This is a genomic window from Pseudomonas extremaustralis, from assembly GCF_900102035.1.
Lineage (GTDB): Bacteria > Pseudomonadota > Gammaproteobacteria > Pseudomonadales > Pseudomonadaceae > Aquipseudomonas > Aquipseudomonas extremaustralis.
In genome coordinates, this window is sequence record NZ_LT629689.1 from 5,666,320 (window position 1) to 5,684,672 (window position 18,353).

Genomic DNA, 18,353 nt, shown 5'->3' on the forward strand with positions numbered 1-18,353 from the left:
CCCAAATTGCGGTCTTGCATGGGCATTCCACGCCATCCGGCCACTCAGTCCACCAACATCCGGCCACCTATTCCACGGTCATCCGGCCGGGCAGTCGGAGCGCAGCGACGCAGGTTTGCATTGTTAGTCTGAAGTCTCTGTCGCCGTCAATTTCGTTGCGCGTCTGCGCATCGATTCGCCCTTCAGTTCGATCCGATAAGCGTTGTGCACCAGCCGGTCGAGGATCGCATCGCCCAAGGTCGGATCGCCGATCAGCGCATGCCATTTGTCCACCGGCATTTGGCTGGTCACCAGCGTCGAGCGGTTGCCGTAGCGGTCGTCCAGCAGTTCAAGCATGTCGCGCCGTTGCGCAGCGGTAAACGGCGCCAGGCCCCAGTCGTCCAATAATGTTGAGCTCAACATTACTGGACTTATGTTACGCACCTCGTTATGTGGAGTAGCGGCTTTCAGCCCGCCATTGGTCTGACTTTGGAGTGTCCGTACTCAACATAACGAGTCCCAGGGGTAACGTGGATTTCTCCATCGAACGCAATGGAGAACATCATGCTCTCTCGAATCTTCCCCAAGACACATCGACGCTATGTCGAATCGCCCGCTGGCTGCTGGTTCGAAGGCTTTGCGGACTGGCTAACGTCCGTCGGCTACGCACGCGGTCCCACTTGCCATCACGTTCACAGACTTAAACTGGTGCTTGAACGCATCGAATCGATCGCACCGGATGCCAATTTCTCGGTACACCAACTCGATACGATATTCACTTCGGTGCGAACTCGACCTCAATACCGTGCAACCCGGTGTGCCTTTGAACGCTTTCTGGCTGCTCGCAGGCTTCTGACCATAGAACCCGATGTCGATCGGTTTGTCCCGCTACTCAAGGTATACCGCCATCACCTCATTGAGGTTCGCGGCTTGGCGCCGCCAACGGTAAGTCAACATATCTCGACCATTGCCGAATTTCTGACGCAGTCCGTGCCACATGAGGCGGCGCTTCTGGATCTGTCGGCGCCAGCCGTAGAACAGTTTGTCATTACCAAGGGCCAACTGATGAAGCGCCAGAGCCTGCAGCATCCTATCGCCAGATTGCGTGCCTTTCTCCGCTACTGTTTCGACCACGGCTATATTCAGGAACGTCTCTATATGATCGACACGCCGCGCACCTATCGCGATGAAGCCCCGCCGCGTGCTATTGCCTGGCATTTGGTGCAGCAACTATTGCAGTCAGTCGATCGCAACAGCAAAGCCGGTTGGCGCGACTACGCCATCCTGCACTTGATGGCTTACTACGGATTGCGGCCATCGGAGATCGTGGCGCTCACCGTGGCATCGATAGATTGGACAGCCCGGACGTTGCGTGTCGATCAGCGTAAGACCCGCTCGATCTTGATCCTGCCGCTATCCGATCCAACGCTGAGCCTGCTCAAGCGATATTTGCATTGCGGTCGGCCTAGCAGCACTTGGCCGGAATTGTTCCTGCGGGTAAGAACACCGCTGGCTCCGATACAGCATTATGCGGTCTGCGAACTCTACGAGAAGCGCGCGCGGCAAAGCGGACTGTCGCTCGGTGGCAGCTCTTCCTATTGCCTGCGCCACGCCTTCGCCATGCGACTGCTTGAGCGCGGTGTAGGCGTCAAGGCGATCGGCGATCTGCTTGGGCATCGCTCGCTGGAAAGCACTTGCGTTTACCTTCGGCTGCAAACCGAGTCGTTACGTGACGTGGCACTACCCCTTCCATGCCGGCATGCTGCGCAAAAGGGGGATCACCATGTTCTCCACTGAGACCGCACTCGACCTGAGCATTGCGCGCTATCTGCAACTTCAGCGATCGCTTGGTCGAGCTTATGAAAATGAAGAGCGTGTCCTCACGTCGGTCCGCCGGTTCCTGGTGGCGGCGACAGGTACAGATCTGGACTACGATCGCTTCCTTGAGTGGTGCAACACGCTCGCCGGGCTTAGCAGCACGGTGCGACGCAACCGGCAGCGCATCGTGCGCAATTTTTGCCTGTATCGACAGCGCACCGAACCGCAGTGCTTTGTACCCGACCCCAACCACTTCCCACGACCCTGTCCCGCTGTCACCCCCGTCATCTTCGGTTCGAGCGAGGTCGCGAGTATGCTCGCGGCTGCGGAGCAATTAGGTCCGGTGCCCACGTCGCCTCTGCGGCCAGCGGTCCTGCGGCTGGCCGTCGTGCTCCTCTATACGGCAGGATTACGTCGCGGCGAACTGCTACGGCTGACCCTAGCCGATGCCGACTCGGCGCAAGGCGTATTGCATATCCGCGAATCGAAGTTCCACAAGTCCCGCTTCGTTCCACTATCGCAGGACGCCCATCGTGAACTGCGCGCCTATCTCAAGCAGCGGCTGGCGCCGCCCTTCAGCATCACGCCGAATTCTCCCTTGCTGTGCAACTGCGCCAGAGGCTTGCGCGGCTATACGGGGACAGGAATAAGCCGTGGCATCCAAACGCTATTCCAAACGGCAGATGTTCACAGTAGCGATGGTCGACGGCCGCGGATTCATGACTTTCGGCATAGCTTTGCCGTTCAGGCACTGCTGCGTTGGTATCGGCAAGGCGCCGATGTGCAATCCAACTTACCGAAACTAGCGCTGTATATGGGACACGTGTCGATTGTCTCTACCGCTTATTACCTGCGCTGGATGCCGGATATTGCGGCAGCGGCCAGTGATCGCTTCCAAGACCACTTCGGCCATTTGATTGTTGGAGGTGCGCCATGAAGCCCGCTCGGCCCAACTCGCTTGGTAATTGCATCACGCACTTCTTCCGGGAATACCTGCCCGAGCTCCGTGGCATGAGCCTGCACACGATTCGCAGTTATCGCGATGCTGTCGTGCTGTACTTGCGATTTGCCTCAGCTCGCAGCAAACGAGGCGTCGAGGATTTGGACCTCGACGATTTTACGGCAGATCGAGTCAGCCAATTCCTGACGCATCTGGAACAGGAGCGTCACAATGGTGTCGCGACGCGCAATGCACGGCTGGCCGCTATCCATACCTTTGCCCGATTCCTGGCCAGCGAACACCCGGAGCATCTAGCCGAGCTGCAGCGGGTACTTGGGCTGCCGTTCAAGCGCGGCGCCCGAAGCGTACCCATGGCGTATTTCGAGGCTGACGAAGTCGACGCGATGCTCAATAGCATTGATCGCACTACCAACTCGGGGCGGCGCGACTATGCGTTGTTTGCACTGATGTTCAATACCGGTGCGCGCGTGCAGGAGGTACTCGATCTGCAGGTACGCGACGTGAGAACCGAGCCACCGCACCAAGTACGTCTGCGTGGCAAGGGCGGGAAGATTCGTTTATGTCCCATCTGGCCGCATACCGCGGGGTTGTTGCGGGAACTGGCTCAGCAGTCGGTACAGACCCTAACGCCGGAGGCGTTTCTGTTCACCAACCGACACGGTGCCAAACTCACGCGGTTCGGTGTTCGCTACCTCCTCAAGAAATATGTGGCCGCGGGTACACCGGTGGCCAACACCATGCGAGAGAAGCGACTTCATCCGCATTCGCTTCGACACGCCACAGCGGTTCATTTGCTCAAGGCTGGCGTTGACTTCGCCACCATTAGCCAGTGGCTGGGCCATGCGACGCTGAACACCACCATGGTCTATGCCCGGGTGGATTTGGATATCAAGCGCCAAGCGCTTGCCCAGGTGTTCCCCGAAGTACTGGCACCGCCACGTGCCGGCCATCTGTCGCCGGCTGCGGTCGATGTGGTCGATTGGCTGAAACGGCTGTGAGTGGTTATGTGGAGTTCGGGCGGCTGGAGTCGGCGCAGCGCGCCATGTTTACTGCTCAACTCCACATAACGAGGTGCGTAACATAAGTCCAGGATCAGGAGGTCGGTCTTGGCATAACCCGCCATCAGTTTCGCGAAGCGCCCGTCGCCGTGGGCCAGGCCTAGTTCTTCCATCAAGCGCGGCAAGCGCAGATAACGCACGCTGTAACCGTCGCGGCAGGCCTTGTGAGCCAGCGCGCAGGCGAGCCAGGTTTTGCCCACGCCAGTTGGGCCGCCGATGATCAGGTTCAGGCCGTCGCGCAGCCACTGGCCGCTGCCCAGTTGCAGGATCAGAGATTTGTCCAGGCCGCGCGGGCTGCGGTAGTCGATGTCTTCCAGGCAGGCGTTATGGCGCAGTCGTGCGGCTTTGAGGCGAGTAGTCAGGCGGGCGTCTTCGCGCTCGGTCAGCTCGCGGTCGACCATCAGACCGAGGCGTTCGTCGAAGCTGAGATCGTTGATGTCAGGCGTTGCGTGTTGTTCGCCAAGCGCCTTGATCATGCCGTGCAGGCGCAGGGTTTGTAGCTTGTCGAGTGTCGGGTTGGGCAGCATGTTGGTGCTCCTTTTTCAGTCAGTGGTAGTAGCCAGGGCCGCGCAGATTGATGTGTTCTTCGGGCAGTAACGGCAGGTTTTGCTGGGCAAGCGGCAGCCGTTCCAGCCCTTGGCGCAGGATCGATTCCAGGCTTTTGTAGCTGCACGCGCCCAGTGCCAGCGCTCGCTGGCAAGCGGCTTCCAGCCGCTCTTCGCCGTGCTGTTTGCTCAGGCGCAGGATCCCCAGGCAGGCGCGGAAGCCGTGCTGCGGATGGATTCGGCGTTCGAGGATGTAGGCGATTACACCTGCGGTGTTCGGCCCGGTCTGCTCAGCCCAGTGGATCAGTCGCTGCGGCGTCCATTCGGCATGTTCGCGGTGACTTTTGGGCATGTGCTCGGTTTGGGTGGTGTGGCGGCCTTTGTGCGGCGAGCGCACATGGCTGGCCACCCGCTGGTTGGCGTGGAAGCACTCGACGGTCTTAGCGGTTAGCCGCACTTCGAGTTGGTGCTTCACCAGCTGGTACGGCACCGAGTAGTAATGGCCCTCGACCTCGACGTGGTAGTCGATGTGCACCCGCACCTTTTTCCATTCGGCGTAGACATACGGATGTTCTGGTAGCGGTTGCAGTGCGGGTTGGTCAATGGTCTCGAAGGCCGAGCGGCGTGAGCCGGGCAGCTTCTTGAAGGGCTTCTGATTGAGGCGATCCAGCAGCAGCGCGATGGCTGTGTTGAGTTCGCCCAAGGAGAAGAACTGGCGGTTGCGCAGCACCGCCAGGATCCACCGCTCGACTACCTGTACGCCGACTTCAACCTTGGCTTTGTCCTTGGGTTTACGCGAGCGCGCGGGTAGCACGGCTACGCCGTAATGCTCGGCGAGATCGCGGTAACTGGGGTTGATGTCCGGCTCGTAGCGATGCGCTTTGGTAACGCCGCTGCGCAGATTGTCCGGTACCAGGATCTGCGATGTACCGCCGAGAAAGGCGAAGCAGCGTACGTGCGAGCCCAGCCAGTCGGGCAGTTTCTGCGACCAGGTGGCCTCGGCGAAGGTATAGCTGGACGCGCCGAGGACGGCGACGAAGATCTGCGTCTGGCGGATCTCGCCGGTTCGCCGATCAATGACCGGCACCGTCTGGCCGGCGTAATCGACAAACAGCTTTTCGCCCGCACGGTGCTCCTGGCGCATGACCACATCGACCTTGGCAGCCCAGAGGCGGTAGTGCTCGCAGAACCAGCTGTACTGGAAGCCTTGCGGATGGGCGAGTCGATACTCTTGCCAAAGCAGGGCCAGGGTGACGCCGGAGCGGCGCAACTCGGCGTGAACCCATGCCCAGTCGGGCATCGGACGCTGATCGCTGGGAACGGCGGGCGGCGGTGGAAAAAGCCGCCGTTGCAACTCGGCGTCCGTTAGCGCAGACGGCCAAGTCAGGCCGCTGGCAGCAAAGCGATTGAGGTACTCACCGACGCTGGCTCGACCCACTTGCAAGCTGACAGCGACCTGGCGGGCAGATAGGCCGACCTCGAATTTGAGACGTAGCACTTCTCGAATCTTACGCATGGATAACCGCTCCACGACGACCTCTCTGCTTCGATAAAAGAGGTCGATGGTAGTGAATTAATCCTGCGTTGCTGCCTGCTTTAAGGGTGGCCGGATGAGCGTGGAACGGGTGGCCGGATCACCGTGGAATCAGTGGCCGGATGTTCATGGAATAGGTGGCCGGATGGCCGTGGAATCCGCACCTTGAAGTCATAACCGAGAAAAGTGAAGCTCGTGGCGACATTGTGCCGCTCGAATATGTCGATGTAGACAATCTTCGACTTTTCTTCGTTGATAGTTAGGCCCACTTCACCCATCCGTTGCGTCAGACTTTCCCTGATACGAACAGCCTCGCTCATCCTTGTGCAGTGAATAACAATATCGTCAGCATACCGTTCGAACGGCACACCGCGATGCGTCCTATCCATCCAGCGATCAAAGGCATAATGCAGGAATAAATTGGCTAACAAGGGCGAAATTACGCCGCGTACGTTCTTGCATACTTTTCTCTCCGGTGCCTGAGCCAGTCGACGTCACGCTGGCGTTGAACCCGGGATCCGGATCAATCCGGAACACCACCAAAATTTCGTCCTTATGAATTTCGACACGCTTGACCAGGCTGCGGATGATCTCGCGTTTTGTGACGAAATCCAGTGCGCCCAATCGGTCATGGGCAGCCGCGGCAAACTCTTCGAGACGATTAATGACGAGAAACAACTCGCGCTGACCCACCTGATGACGCCGTGAGTCCTGAATCTGCTGATCAAGCTGTTCCAGGCGGCGCTTCAAGTTCCGCATCTTCGGATCAAAGTCCGTTTTGTCGATCATACCCTCGGCATAACTATCGATGAGCCGCGACTTGCCTTTATCCAGCTGCAGTCGTTGTCGTTCCAGCGCTGCGGTATCAGGATTTGTTTGTTCTTTTTCTTCGAGGACACCCAGCCGGCGTTCATATTCATTCTTTAGCCTTCCAGGGTGCGCGAGCAGTTCAACAACCTGCTGCCAGACCAGTTCATCGAGACGATCCGTTCGTATTTGCTGATTGTCACAGACGCGTTCGCCACCAAAGCGGTAGGCATCGGTTCCAATGCAACGATAATAGGCATAGTCCCGGCGTTGGCCTTTGGCCGCTGCCTTGCTGACCTTTTTACCGTAATAGGCGTAGTGACAATGGCCGCAAACGGTCAAGCCCTGAAGCAAATAGACCGCACCATGACTGCGCTGACGTGCTCTGCGATTCTCGGCAAGCTGCTCTTGAACAGACTGAAACAATCCTTCGCTGACGATTGCCGGTACAGATATCTCGACCCACTGACCTGGATCCGTACGTACGGTTGAATACCCCTTCCTGGGCACCTCGGCACTGTGGCGTTGTGCGCGTATCCGAGGTAAACGATCACGCGTCTGTGTTTTGCCGAAAGCAGCTCGTCACATGTAGGCTGGATTTTGCAATATCCCCCACACGGTACTGCGATCCCAGTACGGTTTACCTGAGGCGGTTAAGGTGCCTGTTGCCCCAAGGCGCCGTACCACTTCGCCGATGCTCAGTCGCTCCATCCCAATCCACTGAAATATGGCTCTGACCGTCGCCGCTTGTGGCAATTCGATGACGTACTGTGCGGGTGCTCCATCAAGTTGCTTACGAATGTAGCGATAACCGTAGGGCGCAGTCGAAAGCACATTGATGCTGCCGCGTTTGGACGCATGAAGCTTGCCGCGACGATTGCGCTCCATGATTTTGGCACGTTCATATTCCGCGATCATGCCCTGCATTTGCAACAGCAACGACTCCTCCGGCATGACGCCAATGGCATGATTGAGAAACACAACCTGCACGCCACACGCCGATAGCTCTTCCATCAGCAATGCCTGATGAGCATATTTTCGCGACAGCCGGTCTGGGGACAGAACGTAGAGACGATCGACCAAGCCAAGTGCAGCGCGGTCTCTGAGCCGTTCCAATTGTGGGCGAATCAGCGTCGCGCCGCTGACGCCGACATCGACAAAGCGCATGTCTTCAGCAACCTGGGCTCCATCAGCCACGATCCGCTCTGTCAACGCGGCAATCTGGCTTTCAATCGTGCCGCGTTTAGCATGTTGGTCAGAGGACACGCGGGCGTAGAGCGCCACCATCACCGTCTGGCTCATTGCTCACCTCGCTTGGCAGCACGATGCTTTGTCACAGAGGGCTGGGATGGCGACAATTCTGAGGACGCCCGCGATTCTGTCGGCTTAAGCTGCTCGTAGGCCCTCTCGAGCTGCTCACAAGAGAACCGATTTGGCTCAAAAGCCAGACGAATATGCCAGATACGCGGTTTTCGGCTCATGACTGAAGTCTCCCATCAGTGGGGGTAATGCCCTCAATGACGAGAGCAATCTCGACGTCGGGGCATCCTGCATGCCTTGGGGCGAAACTGTCCCTGGCAATGCGCAGCCCCCATTTTATCCGAGAGTTTGCTCTGTTGTTGCCGGCGTAATAACACCTCCTTGAGGTGTTCCCCGTCCACGCTCCTGAAGCAACCCCGCCTCACTCCGCATCGACGCTTGTAGCCAGCGTCGACAGTACAAGATCACCCAATTCGTCATCTGATGATGCTCCAGAGCCTTGATGATCAGGTCATGCCCAACGTGGTCAAAGAACGCACTTATGTCCACTTCCAGTACCCAGTTCTTGCGTCGGCACCGAATGGAACACTGACGCAGAGCGTCGTGGGCCGATCTCCCTGGTCTATACCCATACGAGTCAGCATGGAAAATCGGATCGATCACAGCCTCCACGTATCTTTTCACCGCGCCTTGGGCTACCCGATCAGAAACAGTTGGGATGCCAAGGATGCGTTCCTTGCCGTTGTCTTTCGGAATGCGTTTTTCCCGCACAGATGGCGGGAAATACGATCCTGAGCACAACCGGTTCCAGATGCGGTAAAGGTTTTGATCTCGTTGCCGACCAAAGTCCGTGAGCGTCTGACCATCACAGCCCGGCGCACCACGGTTACGACGTACATCTTGATATGCCATCCACACCAGCGACTTCGGTATTTCGAATGCTTTTCGCTGCACTAAAACGTCATCCTCGTTCGAGTTGTGTCCTGCACAACGAAAGTGATCCCCACCCCTTCGCTCCAGTCCCATTACAGGCCCTTCGTCACTACTACGGGTGAGTCCGTCCCTATCCCTGCGATACGTGCCGAGGATAGGTTCTCACGTTCCCCAAAATGGCTTGGCTCAGGTTCTTGCTGCCTTAACAACGGGTGCCGTGCAGTCGGTAGACAGGTGTCCTCTGCACTTCTCGGGGCCCGGCTTTACAAGCCCGTTTTGACACCAGCTAAGATTTCGTCGCTTCATCAGTCAGTTCACTTGCGTTCAACTACCTGAGCCTTACGTGACAGTAGTTTCTCTGCCTTTACCCGAATCGCTCACCACCAGCATGCTGAACATGCTCGCAGCATCGGGTCGTTTGGTCAGTGCGCCTGTACGCCCTGACCGGAGGGCCGACCTCCATCCATTTTGGAACATGGATTGTCACGCCACCATTTTCATGCCGTCATGACTTCTCCTTCGTGACACACAAAACCAATTCTTATGTCCTAGCCGTCTACAGTCGTGTGTTGCCTATCGGCACCGTGCCGTCGTTCAGGTAACGACTCAGCGCTGTCCAGCGCCTGAATTTTTCGCGTGTCCATACATACGCAGATCCTCTCCAGTGATGAGCGTGCTGAGCCAAAAGTGAGCACGCCAAATCCCCGACAGCAGTCGATACCGTGGGGCGTTCACGGAGGTGAAATAGATCTGAAATATTTTCGGATGTGATTTCGATCGGTAACAGCTGGTGCTTGCGGTAACTGAACTTGGGTTGACTTGCCGATCTCAAGACCTATAATTACCAAATGGTAATTAATGGTGGTTGTAGATGCTCCGACAATCTGCGGCAAAAAGTGGGGATGCGACGTGCAGATCTCGTCGCAGAATAAAAAGTAGATGGGCGTTAATAGTGGGTTGGCCGCTTGTTACAACCAGAGTGCGAATGTCAAGGCGCTTTGCTATGGCATCGTCCGTGCTGTTCGCTTCTGCGGTGGCAGTCTGGTACCCGATTCCTTACAGGGATAGTGTGACTACTGATGATGCCTACGTCCGGGCCGATCTGACCCCGCTAGTATCACACGTTGAAGGATATCTCGTGGATGTGCCGATCCGCGACAATCAGAGAGTGCGCTCTGGCGATTTGTTGGCATTAGTGCAGGATACTGATTATCGAGAAAAGGTTGCCGAAGCTCAGGCTAAGGCTGATTTAGCCGCTGCCGCGCTGGTCGAATCTCGCAGCCAAAAGCAATATCAACAGATTCAAGTAGAAGCGGCTGCGGCATCCTTACGGGCTTTACAGGCTGAGTTGGATCGCGCAGTTGCTGATCACAGTCGCTATCATGCTTTACTGCCAAGTGGATCGGTGTCTCGCCAGCAGGTTGATGGTATTGATGCAGACGTTAAGCGTTTGAGCGCTAATCTTGCCCAGAGGCGCGCCGAGTGGATGGCGGCGCAACAGCGGGAGAAAATGAGCAATGCGAGTATAAACAAGGCGAGAGCCAATCTTCAGGCTGCACAGTCGAGTCTGAATCTGCGCAATATAGATCTTGGCTGGACACGTATCACGTCTCCGGTTGATGGCGTCATTGGCGAGCGTCATGTGCGTCCTGGTATGTATGTGCGCACCGGAACGCTGATCGCCGATGTAGTTCCGCTGCCACATGTTTGGGTGGTCGCAAATTTTAGGGAAAGCGAGATAACGCATATACGCCCAGGACAGCGCGTTACTATTTTGGTTGACAGTCTGCCTGGCCAAGCATTCGAAGGTAAGGTTGACAGTCTTCAGCCTGCCAGCGGGGCGCAGTTTGCTTTGCTTCCAGCCGACAATGCGACAGGTAATTTCACTAAGGTAGTTCAGCGTTTTCCGGTGAAGATCACACTTGACCCGAGTCAGGATTCGCAGTCCTCTCTGCTCCCGGGTATGTCCGTTACTACGACCATTCACACATCAACCGGACTGAGTTCAGGAAATTTTATTGATTGGTTAACCGGCTGGCTGCGAGGGCGGGTGTGAGTGACTCTTTAGGCCCTGCCGTATCAGAAGTGAATAGTCGGCTGAAGTCGCGACTTTTTCCCGGATCTTTGATTCGATGGGATCGTCGGCGTTTTTCGGCCTGCGTGGCCGCTATTGCTGCAGCCTGGATGACCGTGCTCGGTGCCCGATACGTTGTGCTGGGATTTGCCGATGTACGGGGTGGTTTAGGCCTGGGGGTTGACGAAGGTACTTTGCTTTCTTCAGCTTATGCCGCTGGAGATGTCGTCGGCGTGGTGATTGGCTGCTGGTTGGCAACTGCGTTATCACTTCGACGGGTGTTGTTAGGGGCAACGTTGCTCTTTATGGCTACCTCGGTATTAATGGCGTTCAGCCCTCCTTATGCTGCTCAGGTCATCGTTCGCTTTGCACAGGGTATGGCCGGCGGGGTCCTATTACCGATGGCGATAGTTGCGCTATTGCGAACTCTACCGGCTAGGCATCGTGCTCTTGCTTTGGCACTGTATACCTCCGCCTCGACTCTGGCCCCGCAGTTGGCCGCTGCAATCACAGGCTGGCTGCTCGACCACTGGGGATGGCGCGCACTGTTTCTCGCAAACCTACTGCCTGGCATATTCGCATTGATCGCGGGTTTCTATGGTCTGCCGCGCGAAAGACTGCGTTTGCGGCCTTTGCTTCATATGGATCGGTTTGGAATGCTCCTGTTCGTTGGCGGGCTTGGCATGCTCGCCTGTGCTTTCGATCAGGGTAATCGGCTTGATTGGTTACAGGCAACCCCAATTAGAGTGTTGCTATTCGCCGGTACGGTTGCCATATGCGGATTTATATATCACGTGGTCAGAGTGAGGCATGATCGCCTGCTAAATGTAGAACTGCTGTCGAGACGCAATATAGTACTGGGCATTTTGGGAATTTTGCCTTTCAGTGTCGCCGTGACAGGTTGCAGCTATGTGATTCCCCAATTCCTTATACAGATACACAGCTATCATCCGCGCGAATTGGGAGCGGTACTGTGGGATGCAGGCTGGCCGCAATTGATTAGTTTTGCGGGCGCGGTAGTGTGCTTGGATAGGAAATGGTTGGGAGGTCCCCGTCGTTTACTTGTATTGGGGGGCGTATTGGTCGCCACGGGTGCTCTGCATGACAGCTTGAACATCGACGGCTCATGGGAGGGCGGTGAGTTGCGCATTGGGCAGATATTGCAGGGCTTAGGGCTGCCCCTGATCTTGTTGCCACTGCTGTATTTGTATGTTGGCGATCTTTTGCCGCGCGAGGGATTGCATGCTGCTATGGCATTCAATGTTATGCGCAGTATCTGCGGTACGGCGGGTTTGGCTTGGGTTAGCACTTTGGATCGAGTACGTGAGCAAACCCGATCTAATGTACTTATGGATCATGTGAGCACATCCTCGGCCGCTGTTTCAGCGAGGCTGGATGCCCTTATCTCGGCAGTCAGTATGCGGTCCAGCGGCAGTGATCAGGCGACGGAACAGGCATTGCATCTACTAGCTAGTAATGTGCGGCTTCAATCTCAGATTTTGGCGCATGCCGATACCTTGGCAGCGATCGCTGTGGTTACATTAATAGGTGCAGTGTTGGCGGCATTTATGATGCCCTACGGATCGGGACATCCCAGTTCTAATGTCCGCCACGCTTGAGTACCATCTTATTAGCACTCCCGCCAGAGTGTATGATATTTAATGGTATCCATACTCAAAGGACTTCATTGATGTTGAGTCTGAATAATGCCCTTTAGTCTATTGCGACGGCGCAATTTAAGACTGAGCGAATCAGTCAGCCGATGAGGATTGCGGTGGAGGACGCTGGAGGGGATTTAATCGCGCATATCCGGATTGGTGAGTTCGGTATTAGCCCTTTAGATCTGGCTCGATATATTCAGTCAGACGGACTGCTCTTCGCTATAAATAGTTCGCACGGGGAGGGGGGCAGTTGCGATATATTCTTGGCGAATACAGTTGCTTTGCGACGGTACTGTTATAGGAGCCGTCGGAGTGATTGGCGGTGCGCGTGAGCGGGACGATTTAATCGTGTGAGCTGGCGTCGCAACTTTTAGTTAGCTCCGTCGCGCGTCAATGCCTGCATGGCAGCAGGTGCTCCATGCAGGAAGCGAATGATAGATATTTCGATAAAGCGATCCAGATCTTCCGGAACTGTCATGTCATATACCCAGCGACGTTGGGCAAGATAAAATAATTCACCATGTAATCCCCATGCAACTTCAAGCTCAGCCGACGATAAGGTCTCACCGGGCGGCTTTTCGCAGGAAAGCTCACGTAATTCCATCGCCACTGGTTCGATCACTTTGGTCTGGATTAGGGAAAGATAACGTTGACTGATGTCGACGCCCTTGAGTCCTGCAAAAATAAAAATCCTAACCCAGTCATATCGAAAGATCGCAGGCAAATATGCCTTGTAAAAGTCGATTAATCGCGCTTCCAAGGTCTTTCCAGGCTGCTTTAGCATTGCCTCCCATTCAGGTTGCCAGCGGCTAAGGTAGACCTCTTGGTACACTCTATCTATCAACGCCTCTTTCGTTGCGAAATAACGAAACAGGTTCTGGTGTGTGATTCCAAGGCGTTCGGCTAACTCGCGTAGGGTACCTTCGAATCCGACCTCGGCGAAAAAGCGTACCGCCTCTTCAATAATCTCCCTCTCACGCTCTTGGGGGGGCATGCGTTTGCGTTTGTTTGGCGTTGGCCTCGAGGAGTCGTCGATCGTCTCGGTGGGGGCACATTTGCGTTTCGATTGTGGTGATCTGATCATGCTTTCAGCATAACGATAGACAATCGCTTGGTAAACAAGGTGGGACGCTTTGCAGTGAAATGTCGCACCACGCTCACTAATTACTGATTGGTAAATAACTGTTGATCGGTTGATTTTTTGCCCTATAATTACCATCCGGTAATTATTCGCGTTGAGGACAAACTGAAGCGCATTTCAAATCAATTAGGAGGATTTCTGTAATGGCTAAAGCCCCCGAAACTGTATCAGTCAACGATCAGCGTTTCCTTGCTGGCCAGGCGGCGTTTGAGGAGATCACTGGGCTGCGTTCTAGTGAATTCTTGGACGGGCTAAAGGACCTTGCTCCTGCTATAGGCCGATTTGTTATGGAGTGGGAATTTGCCGATGTCTATGGGCAGAGTTCGTTAGATCTGCGTACCAGAGAACTCATTATGGTAGCTGGATGTGTTGCGCTAGGAGCAACTGCTGCTCCCATTCTGAAACTGCGAATTGGCTCAGCCTTGCGTGCCGGTGTTTCGCGTCAGGAAATTATTGACACAATTATCCAAATAGGTATAGCTGCCGGAGTTCCTGCTGCACTAGCGGCGATTCAGTCTGCTGGAGAAGTATTTGCAGTGCTCGATGCTTAAAGTGTTATCTGTTGCTTTTTTAGTAGGGAGCTCGAGAATAAAAAAAGGCTCTGCGATGTTTGGAAGGCCCGGCTAGGGGTGGTCTGAGGTAGCCATATTTTTTTGTAAAATTCGGCTGCCTCCAATTTTGAAAGTGCCGATTTGATCCAAAACGCTCAGATCACTCACTCATTCCTATCTTTATTAGCCGCCGTGAGAGCCTCACGGCGGCTATTCCCTATATTACAGGCACACCTCTCCTGTATCGCTCGCTAAATGTCGGAATGCCATCCACAGATTCGACATTGCAAATCGCGTCGCCAGATGTGCCGTGTCCTTTGCCAGGCTAGGGAAGCGTGTTTTCACAAAACTGAACTGGCTATTGATCATTGGAAAGGGTGTTAGAACTTATTCAACATTACTTTACCGGTCGCTTCTGTAGGCTCGTTATATACGTCGCTCTGAATCGCATGCCTACCTGCAGTGGGTGTCGATGCGACTTCAGTGGGGATACTACTGCCAAGCTTATCCACTGCTACTGGGGCACAAAAACATAAATCTTTCTTGGGTCATTTTTCAATAAGCTCCAACATGTAAGCCTGTGCTTGCTATTGTGTAGCTGCGAAGCGACGCCCGGTCTGGCTCTGACGTAACAGCCGTATTCATCGTTAGCCGAGTAAATTTTTAAGCCCGGTTACTGACAAGCTTTTAAGCAGGTTGATCATCACTCCAGTGTTCCGTCACTTGAAGGATGTCAGCTTTGGTGGTCTTAGCTTCATGATGGTGAGAGCCATGGCAGTTTGAGAGTCTGCCACAGCTATTTGTTAAAAAGCTAAACTCGCTTCGCGTCTATATTCAGCGCTAGCTTGTAACTTTTCTGGTTTTCAAGGTTTTTAATGTAGTTTTCAATATGTGGAAATTCGCTCTTGGATTTGAGCAGGTTGAGCGCGCCTTTTACCACAAATCCTAGCATGAAGTCTGCTCCTGTGAGTCTCTCCTCGATTAAAAACTTTTTGTTATTCAAGTGGTTGTTTAGATAGGAAAAAACTTTATTGAATTCAGCTTCGGCGTAGTTGTTAAGGAATTTTAGTTCGGTTCCAGATTGTGTTTCAAACTCATTAAATATTTTCAGTAAGAACGGAAGCATTGCCGAGCTTTCTGAGAAATGGATCCATTGTAAGTAGTCAAGGTATTCTGCAGAGCTTTCTGTTGGTGCTAAATGAGGTGCAAATTTTTTTATCAGGATTTCTGCGATCGCGCCTGACTCCGCAATTATTTTTCCATCAAGCTCGATAACTGGAGATTTGCCTAGGGGGTGAATGCCCCTCAGTGTCTCGGGGGCTAGATGTGTTTTTTTATCACGCTGATACCGAATAATTTCATATGGTTGGCCTATTTCTTCCAGCAGCCACAGAATACGAAACGACCTGGAGTCATTGAGGTGGTGAAGTTTTATCATCATTTTTACGCCTTCTGAGTGATCTCGGTAAGGGAAATGTGCATTGTCTGAGGCTATCGATAGGTAATTTGCGGACTCGCAACGAGTAGGCAAGAAATTGTATCTGTCAATATGCGACCAGTCTACTATTCTGGTGGGCTGAATGCTCCGATAGCACTTACGGTCCGCTCCGAGTCCTTTGAGATCTGCATCTCGATGCTTGTCTTCTAGCGAGAGAGGAGTGCGCCCACAGAAATCCAAGGAGCTTTGGGAGGCTTAGGATTGGTTCTTTGCGTGTACTGCGGCGCTATGAGGATGCCGAGCGTGGGTTGGTGTTTAGACCTGCGGCGGCCATCAACAATTGCTACAATCTCTGGAGCAAAAAACTCACATAGACGACTGGTCTATTTTATGGTAGCTTGCACTGATGAAACCACGTTACGATGATACGCGCCAACATTTGCTCGATACGGGTCACCGAATGATGGTGGTTAAGGGGTTCACGGGTGTTGGGCTTAACGAGATTCTGCAAGCCGCAAGTGTGCCAAAAGGTTCGTTCTATCATTACTTCAAATCCAAGGAGCAGTACGGGCAGTGCTTGCTCGAGGATTACTTTCGCAATTATCTGGCGAACATGGATGAACGATTTGCCGCTACCGGCAATACAGCCCGTGAGCGGCTTATGGGATATTGGCAGAAATGGCTTGAAAGCTATTGTAAGCCCTGCGATGAGCAAAAGTGTCTTGTAGTTAAACTGAGCGCTGAGGTTGCAGATCTTTCGGAGGTTATGCGCCTCACTCTCCGTGACGGAACAGATCAGATAATTGAACGTATTTCTGGCTGTCTTGAGCAGGGTCAACTAGACGGTTCTTTGCCGCAAGGTGATGCTTACCGAACGGCCTTGGCGCTATACCAGCTTTGGCTTGGTGCAAGCCTGCTGAGCAAGCTGCACCGTAACAGTCGGTCGCTAGAAAATGCCATGGCTACTACTCTGATGATGCTGGTCCCTGAGGAGGCGTGATTACGAGATCGCCCACCCTCCCGCCTCGGTAGGGTGGCTTTTTTATGTGAAAAATAGCAGACTGGTCTAATTTTTCCGTTGATGCGGTTGTTTTTCCCCGCCATCCAAGGAGTGTGAAGATGTCTCAATCAAAGCAAATCAATCGAAGCGTTGTTCTGGCATCGCGTCCACATGGTGCGCCTGTCGAAGCGAATTTTCTTATTGAACAAGGTCCAATTCCTGAACCCGCAGAGGGGCAGGTACTTCTGCGTACTATCTATCTATCGCTAGACCCTTACATGCGTGGTCGCATGAGTGATGCGCCGTCCTATGCCCCTCCTGTCGAAGTGGGCGGAGTAATGGTGGGGGGCACTGTATGTCGTGTGGTTGCCTCAAAGCATCATGCCTATAAAGTGAATGACTGGGTGCTGTCTTTTAGTGGTTGGCAGGACTATGCGCTGTCTGATGGCAGCGACCTGACCCCTTTGGGCGATTCGCCAGCGCAGCCGTCTTATGCATTGGGCATATTTGGAATGCCAGGCTTCACCGCATACATGGGCTTACTGGATATTGGTCGGCCGCAGGCGGGTGAAACGCTGGTGGTGGCGGCTGCTACCGGGCCGGTCGGTGCGACTGTCGGGCAAATCGGCAAGATCAAGGGCTGTCACGTGGTCGGTGTGGCCGGAGGGGCGGAAAAGTGCCGGCATGCTGTCGAGGTGCTAGGTTTCGACGCCTGCCTCGATCATCGAGCGCCGGACTTCGCCGAGCAACTGGCCAAGGCCTGCCCGTCGGGTATCGACATTTACTTCGAGAATGTCGGTGGAAAAGTCTTCGATGCTGTGCTGCCGCTGCTCAATGCCAAGGCCCGAGTGCCGGTCTGCGGAATTATTGCGCACTACAACGATACCGCTTTACCCGACGGGCCAGATCGCTCGCCTGCCTTGATGGGGGCTATTCTGCGTAAGCGTATTAAAGTCCAAGGCTTCATTATTTTTGATGATTACGCGCACCGCTACGACGAATTCTTTAACGATATGTCAAGCTGGTTTGCGCAGGGCCGGATTAAGTATCGTGAAGAATTGGTGAGTGGTCTAGAGGAGGCGCCTAAGGCCTTTATCGGCCTGCTAGAGGGGCGTAATTTTGGCAAGCTAGTGGTTCGGGTAAGTGAAGACTGATTGCCTGTTGTTGGAATGACAGTGTTTTTTGCTCTGCCAGCTCAAGCTCCTTGCTGGTAGGGCTTTTTTATTTAAAAAGATCCAGGCCACTAAGTACAAGTAATGCCTGTGGGGGGATTATGCACGCACGCAGTAAGCGCTCGCATCAAATAAACGCCGCGTTCTGGCGTGTACTGGTTGGCTGCTTGGGGCTTTACCCAACGCTTTTGTTGGTGCTGAGTATATTAGCCCCGCTGACCCGTGATTTGAGTTTCCCAGTAATGGTATTGGTGGAGGTGCTGGTATTGGTACCAATCACCCAGCTTGTCTCCTTTCCGCTGGCCGGGTGGTTGGTTGCCCGTTTAAGGCGGATTAATTCGTGAACGTATGAGGCTGTTTTGGCCTGTTTCCCATACCGCACCCACATGATTAAAGCGATAACTAAGGTTGTCAGCATTAA

General features: G+C 54.3%; 15 protein-coding genes and 3 pseudogenes. 8 read left to right on the top strand and 10 right to left on the bottom strand.

What is annotated here, in order from left to right; genetic code table 11:
• Positions 1-123 precede the first annotated feature (123 nt).
• Positions 124-387, bottom strand: a pseudogene (locus BLR63_RS26090) (ATP-binding protein); the annotation flags it as partial.
• A 156-nt stretch (positions 388-543) separates the two neighbouring features.
• Between BLR63_RS26090 and BLR63_RS31380 the strand changes: the two are divergent.
• Genes BLR63_RS31380 through BLR63_RS26110 form a run of 3 tightly spaced genes read left to right on the top strand, consistent with a single transcriptional unit; the run spans position 544 to position 3,756 of the window.
• Positions 544-1,776 carry a tyrosine-type recombinase/integrase gene (locus BLR63_RS31380; RefSeq protein ID WP_042946276.1) on the top strand — a complete coding sequence of 411 codons (1,233 nt, stop codon included), beginning with the start codon at positions 544-546 and terminating at the stop codon, positions 1,774-1,776.
• A complete protein-coding gene (locus BLR63_RS26105; protein ID WP_010562368.1) occupies positions 1,763-2,734 on the top strand; it encodes a tyrosine-type recombinase/integrase in 972 nt (323 codons plus the stop codon). The genes BLR63_RS31380 and BLR63_RS26105 overlap by 14 nt, the downstream gene beginning before the upstream one ends.
• The gene (locus BLR63_RS26110; RefSeq protein WP_042946277.1) at positions 2,731-3,756 is read left to right on the top strand and encodes a tyrosine-type recombinase/integrase; all 1,026 of its coding nucleotides are present in this window, start codon (positions 2,731-2,733) and stop codon (positions 3,754-3,756) included. The genes BLR63_RS26105 and BLR63_RS26110 overlap by 4 nt, the downstream gene beginning before the upstream one ends.
• Positions 3,757-3,842: 86 nt before the next feature.
• On the opposite strand, the pseudogene istB reads toward BLR63_RS26110, so the two are convergent.
• The 6 genes and pseudogenes from istB to BLR63_RS26135 form a co-directional block, all read right to left on the bottom strand.
• Positions 3,843-4,343: pseudogene (gene istB, locus BLR63_RS26115) on the bottom strand (IS21-like element ISPsy14 family helper ATPase IstB); the annotation flags it as partial.
• 19 nt (positions 4,344-4,362) lie between these two features.
• On the bottom strand, positions 4,363-5,877 hold the full coding sequence (gene istA, locus BLR63_RS26120) for an IS21 family transposase (RefSeq protein ID WP_010562371.1): 1,515 nt from the start codon (positions 5,875-5,877) through the stop codon (positions 4,363-4,365).
• 80 nt (positions 5,878-5,957) lie between these two features.
• Positions 5,958-6,284, bottom strand: coding sequence for a reverse transcriptase domain-containing protein (locus tag BLR63_RS26125; RefSeq protein WP_042946279.1), 327 nt, complete (start codon positions 6,282-6,284; stop codon positions 5,958-5,960).
• 7 nt (positions 6,285-6,291) lie between these two features.
• Positions 6,292-7,128: a zinc ribbon domain-containing protein gene (locus tag BLR63_RS32005; RefSeq protein WP_231998117.1), complete on the bottom strand. Its 837-nt coding sequence runs from the start codon at positions 7,126-7,128 to the stop codon at positions 6,292-6,294.
• Between the two features lie 156 nt (positions 7,129-7,284).
• Positions 7,285-8,004, bottom strand: coding sequence for a recombinase family protein (locus BLR63_RS32010; protein WP_231998118.1), 720 nt, complete (start codon positions 8,002-8,004; stop codon positions 7,285-7,287).
• 294 nt (positions 8,005-8,298) lie between these two features.
• Positions 8,299-8,916 carry a reverse transcriptase domain-containing protein gene (locus BLR63_RS26135; RefSeq protein ID WP_010562372.1) on the bottom strand — a complete coding sequence of 206 codons (618 nt, stop codon included), beginning with the start codon at positions 8,914-8,916 and terminating at the stop codon, positions 8,299-8,301.
• A gap of 982 nt (positions 8,917-9,898) precedes the next feature.
• Here BLR63_RS26135 and BLR63_RS26140 point away from each other — a divergent pair.
• Together BLR63_RS26140 and BLR63_RS26145 are read left to right on the top strand one after the other, a co-directional pair.
• Entirely contained in the window at positions 9,899-10,951 is a 1,053-nt protein-coding gene (locus BLR63_RS26140; protein ID WP_010562373.1) for an HlyD family secretion protein, read from the top strand.
• Positions 10,948-12,588, top strand: a complete 1,641-nt coding sequence (locus tag BLR63_RS26145; RefSeq protein WP_130926026.1) for an MFS transporter — start codon at positions 10,948-10,950, stop codon at positions 12,586-12,588. The genes BLR63_RS26140 and BLR63_RS26145 overlap by 4 nt, the downstream gene beginning before the upstream one ends.
• A gap of 412 nt (positions 12,589-13,000) precedes the next feature.
• Here the strand turns inward: BLR63_RS26145 and BLR63_RS26150 are convergent, their stop codons facing one another.
• Positions 13,001-13,624, bottom strand: coding sequence for a TetR/AcrR family transcriptional regulator (locus BLR63_RS26150; RefSeq protein ID WP_010562375.1), 624 nt, complete (start codon positions 13,622-13,624; stop codon positions 13,001-13,003).
• Positions 13,625-13,914: 290 nt separating this feature from the next.
• Between BLR63_RS26150 and BLR63_RS26155 the strand changes: the two genes are divergently transcribed.
• On the top strand, positions 13,915-14,322 hold the full coding sequence (locus BLR63_RS26155) for a carboxymuconolactone decarboxylase family protein (protein WP_010562376.1): 408 nt from the start codon (positions 13,915-13,917) through the stop codon (positions 14,320-14,322).
• Positions 14,323-14,544: 222 nt separating this feature from the next.
• Here the strand turns inward: BLR63_RS26155 and BLR63_RS32015 are convergent.
• Together BLR63_RS32015 and BLR63_RS26160 are read right to left on the bottom strand one after the other, a co-directional pair.
• Positions 14,545-14,700: pseudogene (locus BLR63_RS32015) on the bottom strand (IS5/IS1182 family transposase); the annotation flags it as partial.
• 433 nt (positions 14,701-15,133) lie between these two features.
• Complete coding sequence (locus tag BLR63_RS26160) at positions 15,134-15,763, bottom strand: glutathione S-transferase family protein (RefSeq protein WP_010562378.1); 630 nt, start codon at positions 15,761-15,763, stop codon at positions 15,134-15,136.
• A 403-nt stretch (positions 15,764-16,166) separates the two neighbouring features.
• On the opposite strand from BLR63_RS26160, the gene BLR63_RS26165 reads away from it, so the two are divergent.
• Both BLR63_RS26165 and BLR63_RS26170 read left to right on the top strand, forming a co-directional pair.
• Positions 16,167-16,760, top strand: coding sequence for a TetR/AcrR family transcriptional regulator (locus BLR63_RS26165; RefSeq protein ID WP_010562379.1), 594 nt, complete (start codon positions 16,167-16,169; stop codon positions 16,758-16,760).
• A gap of 119 nt (positions 16,761-16,879) precedes the next feature.
• Positions 16,880-17,914, top strand: coding sequence for an NADP-dependent oxidoreductase (locus tag BLR63_RS26170; protein ID WP_010562380.1), 1,035 nt, complete (start codon positions 16,880-16,882; stop codon positions 17,912-17,914).
• Positions 17,915-18,353 lie beyond the last annotated feature (439 nt).

Bases quoted from the DNA above. Each gene is read 5' to 3' on its own strand.
- BLR63_RS26110 (WP_042946277.1), top strand. From the start codon at position 2,731: ATGAAGCCCGCTCGGCCCAACTCGCTTGGTAATTGCATCACGCACTTC.
- BLR63_RS26165 (WP_010562379.1), top strand. From the start codon at position 16,167: ATGAAACCACGTTACGATGATACGCGCCAACATTTGCTCGATACGGGT.
- BLR63_RS26105 (WP_010562368.1), top strand. From the start codon at position 1,763: ATGTTCTCCACTGAGACCGCACTCGACCTGAGCATTGCGCGCTATCTG.
- istA (WP_010562371.1), bottom strand. From the start codon at position 5,877: ATGCGTAAGATTCGAGAAGTGCTACGTCTCAAATTCGAGGTCGGCCTA.
- BLR63_RS32010 (WP_231998118.1), bottom strand. From the start codon at position 8,004: ATGAGCCAGACGGTGATGGTGGCGCTCTACGCCCGCGTGTCCTCTGAC.
- BLR63_RS26155 (WP_010562376.1), top strand. From the start codon at position 13,915: ATGGCTAAAGCCCCCGAAACTGTATCAGTCAACGATCAGCGTTTCCTT.
- BLR63_RS26170 (WP_010562380.1), top strand. From the start codon at position 16,880: ATGTCTCAATCAAAGCAAATCAATCGAAGCGTTGTTCTGGCATCGCGT.
- BLR63_RS26160 (WP_010562378.1), bottom strand. From the start codon at position 15,763: ATGATGATAAAACTTCACCACCTCAATGACTCCAGGTCGTTTCGTATT.
- BLR63_RS31380 (WP_042946276.1), top strand. From the start codon at position 544: ATGCTCTCTCGAATCTTCCCCAAGACACATCGACGCTATGTCGAATCG.
- BLR63_RS26125 (WP_042946279.1), bottom strand. From the start codon at position 6,284: ATGGATAGGACGCATCGCGGTGTGCCGTTCGAACGGTATGCTGACGAT.
- BLR63_RS26140 (WP_010562373.1), top strand. From the start codon at position 9,899: ATGGCATCGTCCGTGCTGTTCGCTTCTGCGGTGGCAGTCTGGTACCCG.
- BLR63_RS26150 (WP_010562375.1), bottom strand. From the start codon at position 13,624: ATGCCCCCCCAAGAGCGTGAGAGGGAGATTATTGAAGAGGCGGTACGC.